The organism is Mesorhizobium sp. M0184, from assembly GCF_040322215.1.
GTDB lineage: Bacteria > Pseudomonadota > Alphaproteobacteria > Rhizobiales > Rhizobiaceae > Mesorhizobium.
Genome location: NZ_JAMYSZ010000006.1, coordinates 72738 through 87802 on the forward strand (window position 1 = coordinate 72738; position 15065 = coordinate 87802).

Genomic DNA, 15065 nt, shown 5'->3' on the forward strand with positions numbered 1-15065 from the left:
CATGCCTGCTGAAGCTCCGCGCGGCGCCAAGCTCACCTCAAAGTGGCTCACGATCATCGGCATCGGCGAGGACGGTGTAGCGGGTCTCGGCGACGAGGCCAAGCGGTTGATCGCGGGGGCCGAATTCGTCTTCGGCGGCAAGCGCCACCTTGCCCTCGTCGCGTCGCTCGCCAAAGGTGAAGCGCGCGCCTGGCCGACACCTTTCGATGCCGAGATGCGCGACGTGCTGGCGCTCTCCGGCAGACGCGTCTGCGTGCTGGCCTCCGGCGATCCCTTCTACCACGGTGTCGGCGTCACCCTCGCCCGCAAGGTCGCGGCGGAGGATATGCGGGTGATCCCCGCGCCCTCGGCCTTTTCGTTGGCCGCCGCCCGCCTTGGCTGGCCGCTGCAGGATATCGAGATCGCCTCGCTGCATGGTCGCTCGCTCGACCTGATCCGGCCGTTGCTGCATCCTTGCACCCGCATTCTCGCGCTGACCTCGGACAGCGATGCACCGGGAGCGATTGCCGGTCTGCTGACAGAGCTCGGCTTCGGCGCCTCGCAGCTGACCGTTCTGGAGGCGCTCGGCGGTCCGAACGAAAGGCTGCGCTCGGCGAGCGCCGGCACTTTCGACCTCGAAAAGATCAACCCGCTCAACGTGCTCGCGATCGAAGTTGAATCGACTTCGCAAGCACGCATCCTGCCGCTGACATCAGGCCTTGCCGATCATTTGTTCGAGCACGACGGCCAGATCACCAAGCGCGAAGTGCGCGCCGTTACCCTGTCCGCTCTCGCGCCAAGACGCGGCGAGTTGCTGTGGGATTTCGGCGCTGGCTCAGGCTCGATCGGCATCGAGTGGATGCTGGCCCATCCCTCCATGCGTGCGATCGCCGTTGAGGCAGATCCGGCCCGCGCCGCGCGCATCCGACGCAACGCTGTGGCCTGCGGCGTTCCCGGCCTCACCGTTGTCGAAGGTTCGGCACCGCAAGCTCTTACCGGACTGGAAACGCCCGCAGCAATCTTCATCGGCGGCGGCGGCAGCGATGCCGGCGTGCTGGACGCAGCAATCGATGCCTTGCCGGATGCCGGCCGACTTGTCGTCAACTCCGTGACGCTGGAGATGGAGGCCGTGTTGCTTTCCCGGCACGCCGCGCACGGAGGCGACCTCACCCGCATCGCTGTATCCCGTGCTTCGCCGGTTGGTTCGATGCAGGCCTGGCGGCCGGCTATGCCGGTCACCCAATGGAGATGGGTCAAGCCATGATGGTCGCGGGCATCGGCAGCCGCAAAGGCGTCAGCGCACGCGACGTGCTTGCTGCGGTAGAAACCGCGCTGGAGGCGCACGGGCTTGCCCTGCCCGCGCTTTCAGCCCTCGCGACCGCGTCTCTCAAGCAGGATGAAGCGGCAATCTTCGCCGCCGGACGCGAACTCCGCCTTCCGGTGATCGTCGTCGAGCAGGATGAACTCAAAGCCGCATCTACGACCAGCCGTTCCGACCTATCGCAGGAGCATGCCGGCACGCCGTCGGTTTCCGAAGCCTCGGCGCTTGCCGCCGCCGGCAAAGGCGCAAAACTGCTCGGGCCGCGCACCGTGCTCGGTGCTGTCACTTGCGCCATCGCCATCAGCGGAGATGCGGCATGACCGTTCACTTCATCGGTGCCGGCCCGGGTGCTGCCGACCTCATCACCTTGCGCGGCAGCCGCCTGCTCGGCAGTTGTCCCGTCTGCCTCTATGCCGGATCGATCGTCGCGCCGGAGCTGTTGCAGCACTGCGCGCCCGGAACGAGGTTGATCGACACCGCGCCGATGTCGCTCGACGAGATCGAGGCCGAATATCTGGCAGCCCACGCGGCCGGCAATGATGTCGCCCGCCTGCATTCCGGCGATCTTTCGGTGTGGAGCGCCGTTGCCGAGCAGATCCGCCGGCTGGAAAAGCACGGCATTCCTTACACGCTGACGCCGGGCGTGCCGTCCTTCGCCGCTGCGGCGGCAGCGCTGCGCCGCGAGCTGACCATTCCAGAAGTCGCGCAAAGCCTGGTGCTGACCCGCATCTCCGGCCGCGCCTCGAAAATGCCTCCCGGCGAAACGCTGGCCGGCTTCGGCCGCACCGGCGCCACGCTGGCCATCCACCTTGCCATCCACGCTATCGACGGGATCGTCGCCGAACTGACGCCGTTCTATGGCGCCGATTGCCCGGTGGCGGTCGTCTTCCGTGCTTCCTGGCCGGACGAGCGCGTGCTGACCGGCACGCTGGCCACCATCGAGGCGCAACTGGCCGCCGATCCGATGGAACGCACGGCAATCATCTTCGTCGGCCGCTCGCTGGCGGCGGAGGGCTTTGGCGAAAGTTCACTGTACGACGCGCACTACCAGCGACGCTTTCGCGGACGGGACGGATTATGAGCGGCAGCAACAGAAACACTACGGTCGAGCAGGCGCTCACCCGGCTCAACTTCAAGCCGCGCCAGCTTGAGCCCGGGCATGTCTGGCTGGCCGGCGCCGGCCCTGGCGATCCCGGCTGCCTGACGCTGGAAGTGCTAGCCGCCCTCGGACAGTGCGACGCGCTGGTTTATGACGCGCTGGTCTCGCCAGAAGTGGTCGCTGTCGCCGAGGGCGCGGAACTGTTCTATGCCGGCAAACGCGGTGGCAAGCCATCGATGAAGCAGGACGACATCACAGCTCTGCTGGTCCGGCTGGCGCGCGAGGGCCGGCGCGTCGTCCGACTGAAGGGCGGCGATCCCTATATTTTCGGGCGTGGCGGCGAAGAGGCGCTGGCGCTGGCCGGGGAAACCATCCCATTCCGCATCCTGCCTGGCCTGACGTCCGGCCTCAGCGCGCTGGCCGCCACCGGCATTCCCGGCACCATGCGCGGCATCAACAAGGCGCTGATCCTGGCGACCGGCCATGCCGCCGGCACCGATGATGATCTCGACTGGGCGGCAATCGCCCGCACCGGCCAGCCGGTGGTCATCTATATGGGTATGGCCAACCTGCCGCTGATCGCCGCTTCGCTGCTCGAGGGCGGCCTGCCATCTTCGACGCCCGCCGCGGTCATCATTGCCGCGACGACGCCGCAGGAGCGTATCGTCGTCGCCACGCTCGCCACAATTGCCGAGGAAACGGCCGCAGCCGGCTTGACCTCGCCGGCGCTGATCGTCGTCGGCGGCATCGTCGGGATGCGTGCGGCACTGGCGGGTGAGCCATGACCCGCGCCATCATCATCGGCGCGCCGCGCTCGGGCTCGGGCAAGACCAGCGTCACCATCGGCATTTTGCGCGCACTTGCCCGGCGCGGCCTGAAAGTGCGCGGCGCCAAATCCGGCCCGGACTATATCGATCCTGGCTTCCACACCGCCGCCACAGGCTTGTCCGGCATCAATCTCGACAGCTGGGCAATGCCGCCCGCCCTGCTCAACGCACTGGCCGGCGAAGCGACCGAAGATGCCGATTTCATCTTCCTCGAAAGCGCCATGGGCCTGTTCGACGGGATCCCTGCTGCTCAAGGCCGTTCCGGCTCGGCTGCCGACCTTGCCCGGCTTTACGGCCTGCCGGTGCTGCTGGTGCTCGACGTCTCCGGACAGTCGACCACGGCGGCGGCCGTCGCCAAGGGTTTTGCCACTTACGATCCGGATGTGCGCATGGCCGGGGTCGTGCTCAACCGGCTGGGCAGCGAGCGCCACCGCCGGTTATGCGGCGATGCCATCGAGGCACTCGGCCTGCCTGTCGTCGGTGCCATCCTGCGCGATCCCTCGCTCAACCTGCCCGAGCGCCATCTCGGCCTCGTCCAGGCCGGCGAATATGAGAATCTGATGGCGCATCTCGACCGCCTGGCCGACATGGTCGAGCGCTCGCTCGATCTCGACGCCATCATGGCGCTGGCGGCGCCATTCACGCCTGCGCCGGGCAATTTCGGCGACGCGCTGCCGCCGCCCGGCCAGCGCATTGCACTCGCCGAGGACGCCGCCTTCACCTTCCTCTATCCGCATGTCGCCATGCATTGGCGCAAGGCCGGCGCCGAAATCGTGCCGTTCTCGCCGCTCGCCGATGAGGCGCCTGGCGACGATTGCGATATCTGTTGGCTGCCCGGCGGCTATCCCGAGCTTCACGCCGGCCGCCTCGCCGCCGCCGCGAATTTCAGGGCGGGCATGGCGAGGTTCGCCGCCACGCGGCCGGTGCATGGCGAGTGCGGAGGCTTCATGGTGCTCGGCGAGGCACTCGAGGACGCGTCGGGCGAGACGCATCGGATGCTTGGCCTCCTCGGCCATTCGACCAGCTTCGCCAAGCGCAAGATGAACCTCGGCTACCGCGAGGCACGGCTGCGATCCGGGTGTCCGCTCGGCAGCCAAGGCACGCTGATCCGCGGTCACGAATTCCACTATGCGCAGATGATTGCGACCGGCAGTGACGAGCCGCTGGCCGACCTCGCCGACGGGCAAGGCAATCCGCTCGGCGCCTCCGGCTACCGGCGCGGCAATGTCAGCGGCACGTTCTTCCATGCCATTGCGAGGGGCGGATGAACGCCTCGCAACGGCAGCTCCTCGAAGACATCGCGCTTTGCCTCGTCTTCTTCACCCGGCTGCCGCTGCCCGGAACCGACTTCCGTGGCCGCAGCTTTGCCGCTGCGATCTGGGCTGCACCGGTCGCCGGTCTCGCCGTCGCTCTGGCCGGTGCGCTGGTCTACGCCATCGGGACAAGGCTCGGCCTAGCCGCAGGTCCTGTTGCCGCGTTGGCCCTTGCCGCGATCTTGCTCGCTACCGGCTGCCTGCATGAGGACGGGCTTTCGGATGTCGCCGACGGTTTTGGCGGCGGCAAGACGCGCGACAGAAAGCTGGAGATCATGCGCGACAGCCGCATCGGTGCCTACGGCGCTTGTGCACTTGCTGTCTCGCTGCTGATCCGCTGGAGCGTACTCTCTGGATTCGCCGGCCCGGCTCATGTCTTCTGGGCCCTCATTGCCGCGCATGCCGCTTCGCGCGGCCTGCTCGGCGCCTTCATGCACCTGCTGCCGCCGTCCCGCAGCGACGGCCTTTCGGCCGAAGCGGGCACCGTCTCGGCTAAAACAGCTGGCATCGGTGCCGTACTCGGTGCGGTCGCGCTGCTGGCGCTTGGGTTCAGTGCTGCCATGTTCGCGCTCATCCTGCTTGCGTTCTTGTTTGCCGCGTTTCGAGCGCTTTGCCTCAACCAGATCGGCGGCCAGACCGGCGACACCGTCGGCGCCCTGCAGCAGCTCGGCGAGATCGCAATCCTGCTCGTCGCTTCCGTTTCCCTGTCTTGACTCTGTTTCGGAGATTTTGCCCCCATGCCTTTCAAATCGCTCGATGAACTGCGCGCCGCCTGCCTCGACCTGCACAGCGGCAGCGACGCCGCGGCCAACGCCGTCGCCCACCGCCAGGACACGCTGACCAAGCCGCAAGGCAGCCTCGGCCGGCTGGAGACAGTAGCCGCCTGGCTGGCGCGCTGGCAGGGCCGCGACATACCAAAGCTCGACCGCGTCAAGGTTTTCGTCTTTGCCGGCAACCACGGCGTCACCGCGCAAGGCGTGTCGGCCTTCCCGTCGGAGGTCACCGTGCAGATGGTGGCGAATTTCGCCGGCGGCGGCGCCGCCATCAACCAGCTTGCCCGCATCGCCGGCGCGGAGCTGGACGTCATCCCGCTCGATCTCGATCGCCCGACCGGCGACTTCACGCAAGAGCCGGCGATGGAGGACGAGGTCTTCCTCGCCGCCGTCTCAGCCGGCTACGACGCGATCAGCAAGGAACTCGACCTCGTCTGCTTCGGCGAAATGGGCATCGGCAACACCACGCCGGCGGCGGCCATCTCGACCGCTCTGTTCGGTGGCGGCGCGGAACGATGGACAGGGCGTGGCACCGGCGTCGACGATGCCGGCCTTGTGCGCAAGATTGTCGCCATTGAGGCCGGCCTCAAGCGCCACGCCATGGCGCTGGCCGATCCGCTGAAGATAGCGGCAGCCCTCGGCGGGCGCGAGCTTGCGGCGATCTTGGGCGCAACACTGGCGGCGCGCCATCTCGGCGTGCCGGTGCTGCTCGACGGCTTCGTCTGCACCGCCGCCGCGGCACCCTTGGCCGGGCTGCATCCCGCCGGCCTTGCCCACACTATGGCCGCTCACGTATCGGCCGAATCCGGCCACCGCCGCCTGCTCGAAGCGCTCGGTCTGCCACCCTTGCTCGACCTCGGCATGCGGCTCGGCGAAGGCTCCGGCGCCTGCCTCGCCATCAACATCGTCCGCTCGGCACTCGAATGCCACGCCCGCATGGCAAGCTTTGCGGAGGCTGGGGTCTCGGAGAAGTAAGGCGGAGCCAAGCGCGGATCGCGTTGATGAACAAACGCTCACAGATCTTCGGAGACCCGAAACAGGGGCTTCGCGATATTCTTGCTCGGATCATCAGAGATTTCGACAGCAAGAGCGGCGCCTTTGCCGGGCTGAAATACAATTCGCCGTGGATACTCGCCACCGAGGATTGGGCAGAGCGATCGGGCCATACGGTCGAAGAGCTATGCGAGATGATTTCTCAATGGCGAATCTCAATCTTTTCTGGCGAGCAGACAGACCCGAGAATCGTTCAGATTTTTGAAGATCTTCGCAGCGCCGCGGAAGATTGGCGAACCGAGACAGACTACATCGGTCCACCCCTTCCCTACGATCCTGAAGAGGCAAAATTCCCCAATCGCAAAGAACTGAAAGCGCATACCCTCAGGGCTTGGGATTCTTTGGGATTATCGACGCAGTGGCATCACTACGATGCCCGAGACCTTAGTTTTAGCGGAATTGTCGAAGATAGATTTGGTCACGAAATTAGATTCTCGATGACCTTCAAGCTGGCATATGGTGGTCCAATAAGGTTGTTCTTCCAATTTCCTTACTATTCGGAAGGCGATCCGAGACATCTAGACCTCTTTATGCTTTCAGGCTGTTTTGTCTGTCAGGACCTCCGTTTGCCCGAAGCACTCGACCTTAAATGGACCGTCGGTAAAAGCAGGACAAACTTCGATGCCGTCGACGGCGTCTTGGCCATAGTGCGGGCGATCCTCAGCTGTCTGCGGCCGACTATCCAATAGCGGTTGCATAAATGCGGCCACCCGATAGCGGCGAAACATCCGGCTTTCTAGGTCTTTCCACCAATTTTCTGAAAAATTTGGTGGGTGCGCACAGGATTGAACTGTGGACCCGCTGATTAAGAGTCAGCTGCTCTACCAACTGAGCTACGCACCCACTCGGCCGGCAAAACCGGCGTTGGCGGGCATATAGCCGCCGATATCCGCCATGTCCAGCCCTGCCGGATTCATTTCCCGACAAATCGCACGGGGTCTCGTCATCCCTGGGCGGAGCGAACGCGAAGCGGAGCGCAGACCCTGGGATGACGAAACGTAAGGGTAGGATCAGACAAAAAACCTGCCTTCAGCCACCTTCACCGCATGGCCGCCGATGCGGGCGGCCGCCAGTTTGCCGCCTTCGACATTCAGTTCGAGGCGAATGCGCGAAGGCCGGCCCATCTCCAGCCCCTGCTCGATCCATAGTTGTGAAACACCGTCGGTCGGGCCGTCGAAATGCATGATCGCGCCGGCGAACGCGGCCGCCGCCGACCCGGTCGCCGGGTCTTCGTAGGACGGATTGCCAGGCACCATCATGCGGACATGGAAGGCGCTGTCGTGATGCACCGTCTCGCGGCAATAGACATAGGGGCTGGCGAAGGCCCAATCGCTCTTGCGTGGTGCGAGCTCCGACCAGGCCTGGTTGTCCAGCCTGATCCGGGCGGCCGCCTCCAGATTGGCGACGGGGATGGCCACGTAGGGCACGCCCGCCGACCAGAACGAAACGCGGTGGTTCTCGAAGCCGATCTCGTGCGGTCCGAGGCCAAGGGCGGCGCCGATCGCCTCGGGATCGGCCGACAATGCCAGTTGCTCCGGCAGTTTTGCCAAGTCGAACTCGGCGAAGGTCGAACCGTCGTGCTTGCTGACAGCGCAGCGCACCGGGCCGATATTCTCCTCGAGCACGAAGATGCCGGCGGCCTCTCCCGCCATTTCGGCGAGCGCTATCGCCGAGCCGACGGTTGGGTGGCCGGCGAACGGCATTTCATAGTCGGGCGTGAAGATACGGATGCGGGCCCGGTGCTTCGGGTTGTCCGGCGGCAGCACGAAGACGGTTTCGGAGAGGTTGAACTCGCGCGCCACCGCCTGCATCGCCGCAACGTCCAGCCCATCACAGTCGAGCACCACGGCCAGCGGATTGCCGGTCAGCCGGTTGGTGGTGAATACGTCGTAAAGCAAGTAATTCCGCGGCTGCATCTCAGTAAGTCCTCTGCCTCATTCCCAACATGAGCGAAATTTAATTTGAATTTTGAACCATAAGGCCTGATTTGTGCACTGATGGGATATCACTGAACATAGGGGTCCGGCGTGGACCAGATTGTCAACCTGCCAAAGACGGAATCCGCTTCCGCCATCGAGACGGCGCTCGGGCTCGACCACCAGGGCCTGAAGACAAAACGCCGTCGCGGTTGGCTTTACGCAGTGTTCGCACTGCTTGCCGTCGCCGCGAGTGTCGTCGGCTACCAGTGGTATGCGGGCTCGCCCGCCAAGATCGAGTATACCACGACACTGGCCGCCATGGCCGACCTTACCGTCGCGGTTTCGGCTACCGGCACGCTGCAGCCTCTCACCCAGGTCGATATTTCCAGCGAACTCTCCGGCGTCGTCCGCTCGGTTTCGGTCAACGAGAACCAGCTGGTGAAGAAGGGCGATGTGCTGGCCGCGCTCGACACCGCCAAGCTGGAGGTGCAGATCGAGCGCGCCCAGGCCTCGGCCAAGGCGGCGACGGCGAGCGTCGAGGACGCCACCGTGACCGTGGCCGAAAACGAAAAGGCGCTGGTGCGCGCGGCACAATTGACCAAGCGCGGCATGGCGACGGACCAGTCGCTTGAAGCGGCAATCGCCACCCGCGACCGCTCGAAGGCGGCGCTTGATATCGCCAAAGCCAACCTCGCCATGGCCAATGCCGATCTCAAGGCGCAGCAGACGGATCTTGCCAAGAGTACCATCTACGCTCCGATCGACGGCATCATACTGACGCGCTCGGTCGACCCCGGCCAGACGGTCGCCTCCTCGCTGCAGGCGCCGGTGCTGTTCGTCATCGCCGCGGATTTGAAGAACATGGAATTGAAGGCTGCGGTCGACGAGGCCGATATCGGCGCCGTCAAACCCGGCCAGCATGCGCGCTTCACCGTTGACGCGTTCCCCGAACGGCCATTCGACGCCGAAATCCGCGACATTTCCTATGCCTCGGTCACCACCGACGGTGTCGTTACCTATGATGCAAGACTCGACGTCGACAATAGCGAGCTCCTGTTGCGGCCCGGCATGACAGCCACCGTCTCGGTCGTCACCAAGCAGGCCAGGAACGTGCTCACCGTGCCATCGATCGCCTTCCGCTACCGGCCGGCGCAGACGGCGGAGCGCGGCTGGAGCCTCACCGACCTGTTCACCGGCCGCATGGGGCGCCCGGGCGGCAACCGCCAGCGGCAGGCGGCGACGAAGCCCATCAACGGCTCGCGCACGCTTTACGTGCTGGAGAATGGCCGGCCGCATCCGGTCAACGTCAGGGTCGGCTCGACAGATGGCGAACTGACCGAGATCGTTTCCGGCCTGGAGGAAGGCGCGCAAGTCATTACCGCCTCGCAGCAGCGGAGCTGATCGTGGCATCGGGCGCGACCCTCATCGGCTTCGACAAGGTCTGGAAAAGCTATGGCCAGGGCGAGGCACGGGTGCATGCGCTGGCCGGCGTCGACCTCGCCATCAGACGCGGCGAATTCGTCGCCATCATGGGTCCGTCGGGCTCAGGCAAATCGACGGCCATGAACATCATTGGCTGCCTCGACACGCCGACGGCCGGGACCTACAGCTTTCAGGGCATCGATGCCGGCCGCCTCGACCGCAACCGCCGCGCCGTGCTGCGCAACCTCTATGTCGGCTTCGTCTTCCAGGGCTATAATCTCTTGCCGCGCACCACGGCGGCGGAGAATGTCGAACTGCCGCTGATCTATCGCGGCGTTGGTGCCCGCGAGCGCCGCGGCCTGGCCATGCAGGCGCTTGCCGAGGTCGGCCTTGTCGGCCGCGAGCATCATACACCGGCCGAGCTCTCCGGCGGCCAGCAGCAGCGCGTGGCGATCGCCCGCGCCATCGTCACCAGGCCGACGCTGCTCGTCGCCGACGAGCCGACCGGCAATCTCGACACCGCCCGCACGCACGAGATCATGGAACTCCTGACGCAGCTGAACAGCGAGCTCGGCCTGACCATCGCCATGGTCACGCACGAAGCCGATGTTGCCGGCTATGCCCAGCGCACGATCCGTTTCCTCGATGGCCATGTTGCCTTGGACACAGCCAATCTCGAGATGGCCTAGCCATGATCTGGGAAACCGTTCGCCTCTCGCTCCGCTCCATCCGCCGCAACGTGCTGCGCTCGTTCCTGACGCTGCTCGGCATCGTCATCGGTGTTGCCGCCGTGATCGCCATGCTGACCATCGGCTCGGGGACCACCGAGAAGGTCAAGTCCGACATTTCCAAGCTCGGCAGCAATCTGCTTGTCATCCGTTCCGGCCGTCCGGCCGGGCCTGGCGGCCCGGGAGGGCTCGACCAGGTGGTCCGGCCTCTTGCCTACAAGGATCTCACCGCGCTTGTCGCGCATCTGAACGGCGCGCGCGCTATCGCGCCGGCGTCGCAAAAGCAGGTGCGCGTCATTTTTGGCACCGAAAGCCTGACCTCGGGCGTCACCGGCACCGACAGCGCCTATCTCGATGCCCGCGACTGGAAGCTGGTTTCGGGCCGCCCGTTCAGCGATTCGGAAACCCGCTCGGGGACCGGCGTCTGCCTCATCGGCGAGACGGTGCGCCAGCAGTTCTTCGGCGCCGGCGACCCCGAAGGCGAGATCATCCGCGTCAACCGCACCTCCTGCAAGATCATCGGCTTGCTCGAACCGAAGGGCTATACCGGTTTCGGCCAGGACCAGGACAATGTCGTGCTGATGCCGCTCGCCGCCTATCAGCGTCGCATTGCCGGCAATCGCGACATCGACTCGATCTATGTCGCCGCCGACGACCGTACGCCAACCACAGTGCTGCAGCAGCGCGTCGAGGACATCTTGCGCGACACACGCCGCATCCCGCCCGACCGCGACGATGATTTCTCGATCCGCGACATGACCCAGATCGCCGATGCCATGGCCAGCGCGACCACCACCATGACTGGCATGCTCGGCGCCGTCGCCGGCGTCAGCCTGCTCGTCGGCGGCATCGGCATTATGAACATCATGCTGGTCTCGGTAACCGAACGCACGCGCGAGATCGGCATCAGGCTCGCTATCGGCGCCCATGAAAAGCACATCCTCATCCAGTTCCTGGTCGAGGCAACCGTGCTGTCGCTGCTTGGCGGCATCATCGGCATCCTGATCGGCCTGGCCCTTGCCGGCCTCGCCTCGCTGACGCTGACGATCCCGTTTGCGCCAAGCCCGGCGGTCATCCTGCTTGCGGTCGGCTTTTCCGCGCTGATCGGCATGGTGTTCGGCTTCTTCCCGGCGCTGCGCGGCGCGCGGCTCAACCCCATCGACGCGCTGAGGCATGAATAGAGCGTTGCAGCAACTGTCGCCTCCAGACGCTGCCAATTTTTTATGCAACCTGCCCTTGTCGCAGCACATTCTGCAATGATAACAATGCTGTTGGGGACTAAGGGGGAACAATGGATGAGCAGGAAAGCGCGACTGGCTCTGGCGATTGTGATCGTCGAAGCCGCCTTGGCAGGGCTTTGGTGGAATTTGATCCTTTATGGGATGGAGAATCCCGATCGCGTCACCGCTGACTTCCAGCAGGTAATTGGGCAGACGATGGGAACGGCGATGGGCGCGCTCCTGGGTCTCGGCGTGCTGTTGTATTTTGTTGCCGCCCGCAACGACCGCAAGGCTATTGAAGGTAGGCTACGACGTTAGAGTTGGAAACCTTGCTCGCTCGCAAAGTGCCATTCGATCAGCGGTCTCATATGCGGCATCAGCCCGTCCGGCAGGTCGGCTGCATTGCGGATGATTACGGGGCCTTCGATTTCAGGCTCTGACTCGGCCGCGACGAAAGCGCTGATCCGCTGTGCCAGGTCGTCGGCGGACGCCGTCTCGCGGTAGCGGCGAAAGATCACTGTGCCGCTTGCCGTCGACAGGGCGTAATGGCGCCTGCCGCGTGTCGCGCCTGACAGGTCGAGACCGGTCTCTTCGCGCACCTCGCGGATCATGTTGAAGTCGACGTCGACAAGGCCGTCGCGGAAATCGGTTGGCTCGAACGAACCGGCGGCGAAGTAGATGCGGCCGGCATTGACCGTATGCGGCGCCATGCGGATCGCCACAAGCGCATTGTCGCCGGCGACCAGCATGGCATGGGCATAGGCGTGCTCGGCCCCGGCCACCTGTCGATTGCCGCGCCAAAGCATGAAGGTCGAATACCGCACCGCATGGCAGCGGCCAACGAGGCGATTGTCGCGATAGCTGAGAGCGGAAAGCAGCACCACGATGCCGTCGAAAAGCGCCGGCTTGGCTGCGGTCTCACGCCGCCAGTTTGCGGCGATCGCCTCGGCATTATCGCGCTCGAACGGGTGCGGGCCGGGATCGAGCCGGACGTCGATGGTATCGACCGGCAGGATGACGTTGCGCGGCAGATCGAAACTCACGCCTGTCTCACACCATGTCGAGGGCAATTGCTACCGGGCAATGGTCGGATGCCTTCGGCCGGTCCCACCCGGCACGTGGGAAGCGCTCGACCTCCTGGCCCGCTGGAAATATGGTGCGCCAAGGCTGGCCGTTGCGGATGATATCGGGAACCGCGGTGGCGTTCTGCCTGGCCAGCGCGCTCGACAAAAGGATGTAGTCGAGCTGGCAGAGATGCCGCTCTTCCGGTCCGCGTGTGTGATAGAAAGTCCAGCGGTCCATTTCCGGCCGCCGCTCGACCGCGTTCTCACAAAAGCCGCCGGCAGTGAGCACATCGATGCAGGACCGGCTCTCGTCGATGACCTCGAAACGGTAGCCGTCGACGGCATCGCCGGTAATCTTCACGCGCTGCCGGTAGTCGTTCATGTCGCCGCAGATTGCCCAGCGCTTGTCGGCGGCATGGTCCTTACCGAAGCGCTCTTCGATGATCCGGCGCACTGCTTGAGCTTCGGCGATGCGCAGCGGCATTGTCGCTTCACGGCCGTCGAGGCCGTTGCGGGGCGAGCCCATCGACTTGAAATGAACGAGGTACAGCGTCAACGGCGCGCCAGCCACCGTCAGATCGATTTCCAGGCAGTCGCGCCGGAAGATGCGTTCATTGGCCTGGTAACCAAGCGCTGCCAATTCCGCCGTGTGCAGCCCGAATTGCTCGAACGTGACATAGGCGTAGCTGGTCATGCGCACGAATTCGATTGGCTGGCCCTGCGCGGTCTCGTTGCGCATCATCACGGCGACGTCGATGCCGCGCGAATCATTGCCGGCGGTGGTGTATTTCTGGCGGTAGCCTTGCCCCACCATCTTGAACAGATAGCCATATTCGAAGGCCCTCAGCGCCTCGATATTGTCGACCTCCTGCATGCAGATGATGTCGGCGCGGGTGGCCGCGATCGCCAGCGCCGTCAACTGCCGCGTGTCGTCGGATTGGGCGATGGCCCGCGCCTGCTCGAGCATCTTGTATTCGGCCTCGCTCTGAATGTCGAAAAGCGCCAGCGTGCGATCTTCGTTGAGCTGATTGCGGTATCCGGAATAATCAAACCTGCTCATCAGGTTTTCGACGTTGAAGGTGGCAAGGCGCAGCGACATGGCTTTGACCTTTGCCCGCAAGCGCGCCCGAAAACAAGGGCGCAGAAACCAGACGGCTCTGATTGATCGCGCGCGCCCTATGGTTGACGGAACCTTTTTGTTCATCTTCCGTTCAGATGGAAAGTTCCATCAATAGGCCCTTCCTCGGGGTATTCTGGGCGTGGGGCCTGAATCTTCGGAGAGTGCGATGAAACCGCTCTTTTTATCTTCCGCCAGATCCGGGCTGATGGCCCTCGGTCTGATCGCCGGCCTCTCGGCCCCGTCGCTTGCCGGGCCGATGCCCAAACCTCTGCTGCCGGTGGCGGGCAATGCCGCCGACATCGTGCAAATTCGTGAAGATTGGGCCGGCGGCAACGACAGGCAGATATGGCGTTGGCGCAACCACGGCTTTCGGCAATGGCACGGCGGCGACGATTGGAGATGGCGGTCCCACAATTTCCGCGGCCGTCATTTTTCGAGACACTGGGACAATGGCGGCTGGGACGACAGCTGGCGCTGGCGCCACCATCGCCGCCATTACCGCGGCGGCTACTATGATGATGGTGCGGGTGCCGCGATTCTTGGCTTGGGCCTGGGGCTCGGCCTTGGCAGCCTGTACAACAGCTACAACTACTACGACGCGCCGCCACCGCGCCGCTATTATCGCGCAGGGCGGCTTTCCAGTGCACATGTCCAATGGTGTTACAATCGCTACCGGTCGTACCGCGCCTGGGACAATACCTTCCAGCCCTATTACGGGCCGCGCCAGCAATGCTACTCGCCCTATAGGTAAGCAGGCCGACAACAAGCATCATTCGGCGCCGTGCTTCGCGGCGCCTTTTTCTTCTTCTTCCAGCCAGGAACCGCGAACATCGCCCAGTCCCGACTGCTGATAACGCTATTTTTATCAGGCAGGTCTAATAATCCTCCCGATCAGAACGCCCGAGACGCGAAAAATGGCTGGATTGCGTGCGATGGCCGAGGACGAACAGAGGGACAAACGCCGGCAGCGCGTCTTGAAGGGCGCGACGATCCTGACCGGCGTGAGCAATTCCGAGGTCACATGCACGCTGCGCAACATGCACGCCGGCGGCGCCGAATTGAAGGTCTCGATCGACGCGCGCGTGCCCGATGAGTTCCTGCTCTATGTTCCGACCGACGGCATTGCCTACAAGGCAGTGGTCCGCTGGCGCCGCGAGGATCGTATCGGCGTGATGTTCACCGGTACCGAACCAAAGCCCAGTTGGCACTACGGCTGAGATCCCGGCG

Annotated in this window: 17 protein-coding genes and 1 tRNA gene; 14 read left to right on the forward strand and 4 right to left on the reverse strand. The window is 64.5% G+C overall.

The genetic code is table 11. The features are described 5' to 3' along the window. Position 1 precedes the first annotated feature (1 nt). From cbiE to NKJ23_RS10005, 8 genes are read left to right on the forward strand one after another with little or no spacing between them, the layout of a single operon-like run. Positions 2–1243: a precorrin-6y C5,15-methyltransferase (decarboxylating) subunit CbiE gene (gene cbiE / locus NKJ23_RS09970; RefSeq protein ID WP_352680193.1), complete on the forward strand. Its 1242-nt coding sequence runs from the start codon at positions 2–4 to the stop codon at positions 1241–1243. Next, positions 1240–1620, forward strand: a complete 381-nt coding sequence (locus tag NKJ23_RS09975) for a cobalamin biosynthesis protein (protein ID WP_023676642.1) — start codon at positions 1240–1242, stop codon at positions 1618–1620. The genes cbiE and NKJ23_RS09975 overlap by 4 nt, the downstream gene beginning before the upstream one ends. Next, positions 1617–2381 carry a precorrin-4 C(11)-methyltransferase gene (gene cobM / locus NKJ23_RS09980; RefSeq protein WP_352680194.1) on the forward strand — a complete coding sequence of 255 codons (765 nt, stop codon included), beginning with the start codon at positions 1617–1619 and terminating at the stop codon, positions 2379–2381. The genes NKJ23_RS09975 and cobM overlap by 4 nt, the downstream gene beginning before the upstream one ends. Next, entirely contained in the window at positions 2378–3184 is an 807-nt protein-coding gene (gene cobA / locus NKJ23_RS09985; protein ID WP_352680195.1) for a uroporphyrinogen-III C-methyltransferase, read from the forward strand. The genes cobM and cobA overlap by 4 nt, the downstream gene beginning before the upstream one ends. Next, positions 3181–4494, forward strand: coding sequence for a cobyrinic acid a,c-diamide synthase CobB (locus tag NKJ23_RS09990; protein ID WP_352680196.1), 1314 nt, complete (start codon positions 3181–3183; stop codon positions 4492–4494). Before cobA ends, NKJ23_RS09990 begins: the two co-directional genes overlap by 4 nt. Beyond that, a complete protein-coding gene (gene cobS / locus NKJ23_RS09995) occupies positions 4491–5252 on the forward strand; it encodes an adenosylcobinamide-GDP ribazoletransferase (protein WP_352636676.1) in 762 nt (253 codons plus the stop codon). The genes NKJ23_RS09990 and cobS overlap by 4 nt, the downstream gene beginning before the upstream one ends. Before the next feature lie 24 nt (positions 5253–5276). Then, positions 5277–6287, forward strand: a complete 1011-nt coding sequence (cobT, locus tag NKJ23_RS10000; protein WP_352636675.1) for a nicotinate-nucleotide--dimethylbenzimidazole phosphoribosyltransferase — start codon at positions 5277–5279, stop codon at positions 6285–6287. 26 nt (positions 6288–6313) lie between these two features. Next, complete coding sequence (locus tag NKJ23_RS10005) at positions 6314–7054, forward strand: hypothetical protein (protein ID WP_352636674.1); 741 nt, start codon at positions 6314–6316, stop codon at positions 7052–7054. A gap of 78 nt (positions 7055–7132) precedes the next feature. Here NKJ23_RS10005 and NKJ23_RS10010 read toward each other — a convergent pair. Then, positions 7133–7208: transfer RNA gene (locus NKJ23_RS10010), tRNA-Lys, on the reverse strand. A gap of 167 nt (positions 7209–7375) precedes the next feature. Next, on the reverse strand, positions 7376–8281 hold the full coding sequence (locus NKJ23_RS10015) for a PhzF family phenazine biosynthesis protein (RefSeq protein WP_352680197.1): 906 nt from the start codon (positions 8279–8281) through the stop codon (positions 7376–7378). A gap of 111 nt (positions 8282–8392) precedes the next feature. Between NKJ23_RS10015 and NKJ23_RS10020 the strand changes: the two genes are divergently transcribed. From NKJ23_RS10020 to NKJ23_RS10035, 4 genes are all read left to right on the forward strand, one after another. After that, positions 8393–9685: an efflux RND transporter periplasmic adaptor subunit gene (locus NKJ23_RS10020; RefSeq protein WP_352636672.1), complete on the forward strand. Its 1293-nt coding sequence runs from the start codon at positions 8393–8395 to the stop codon at positions 9683–9685. A gap of 2 nt (positions 9686–9687) precedes the next feature. Beyond that, positions 9688–10395, forward strand: coding sequence for an ABC transporter ATP-binding protein (locus tag NKJ23_RS10025; protein WP_352636671.1), 708 nt, complete (start codon positions 9688–9690; stop codon positions 10393–10395). A 2-nt stretch (positions 10396–10397) separates the two neighbouring features. Further along, positions 10398–11615: an ABC transporter permease gene (locus NKJ23_RS10030; RefSeq protein WP_352680198.1), complete on the forward strand. Its 1218-nt coding sequence runs from the start codon at positions 10398–10400 to the stop codon at positions 11613–11615. A 114-nt stretch (positions 11616–11729) separates the two neighbouring features. Next, positions 11730–11972, forward strand: coding sequence for a hypothetical protein (locus NKJ23_RS10035; RefSeq protein WP_352680199.1), 243 nt, complete (start codon positions 11730–11732; stop codon positions 11970–11972). On the opposite strand, the gene NKJ23_RS10040 is transcribed toward NKJ23_RS10035, so the two are convergent. Both NKJ23_RS10040 and NKJ23_RS10045 read right to left on the reverse strand, forming a co-directional pair. Further along, complete coding sequence (locus NKJ23_RS10040) at positions 11969–12697, reverse strand: hypothetical protein (protein ID WP_352680200.1); 729 nt, start codon at positions 12695–12697, stop codon at positions 11969–11971. The genes NKJ23_RS10035 and NKJ23_RS10040 overlap by 4 nt on opposite strands. Positions 12698–12704: 7 nt before the next feature. Further along, a complete protein-coding gene (locus tag NKJ23_RS10045; RefSeq protein ID WP_352680201.1) occupies positions 12705–13817 on the reverse strand; it encodes an endonuclease/exonuclease/phosphatase family protein in 1113 nt (370 codons plus the stop codon). Positions 13818–14004: 187 nt separating this feature from the next. Here NKJ23_RS10045 and NKJ23_RS10050 point away from each other — a divergent pair, with 187 nt between their 5' ends. Together NKJ23_RS10050 and NKJ23_RS10055 are read left to right on the forward strand one after the other, a co-directional pair. Beyond that, a complete protein-coding gene (locus NKJ23_RS10050; protein ID WP_352450039.1) occupies positions 14005–14589 on the forward strand; it encodes a BA14K family protein in 585 nt (194 codons plus the stop codon). Between the two features lie 181 nt (positions 14590–14770). After that, the gene (locus tag NKJ23_RS10055; protein WP_352680286.1) at positions 14771–15055 is read left to right on the forward strand and encodes a PilZ domain-containing protein; all 285 of its coding nucleotides are present in this window, start codon (positions 14771–14773) and stop codon (positions 15053–15055) included. Positions 15056–15065 lie beyond the last annotated feature (10 nt).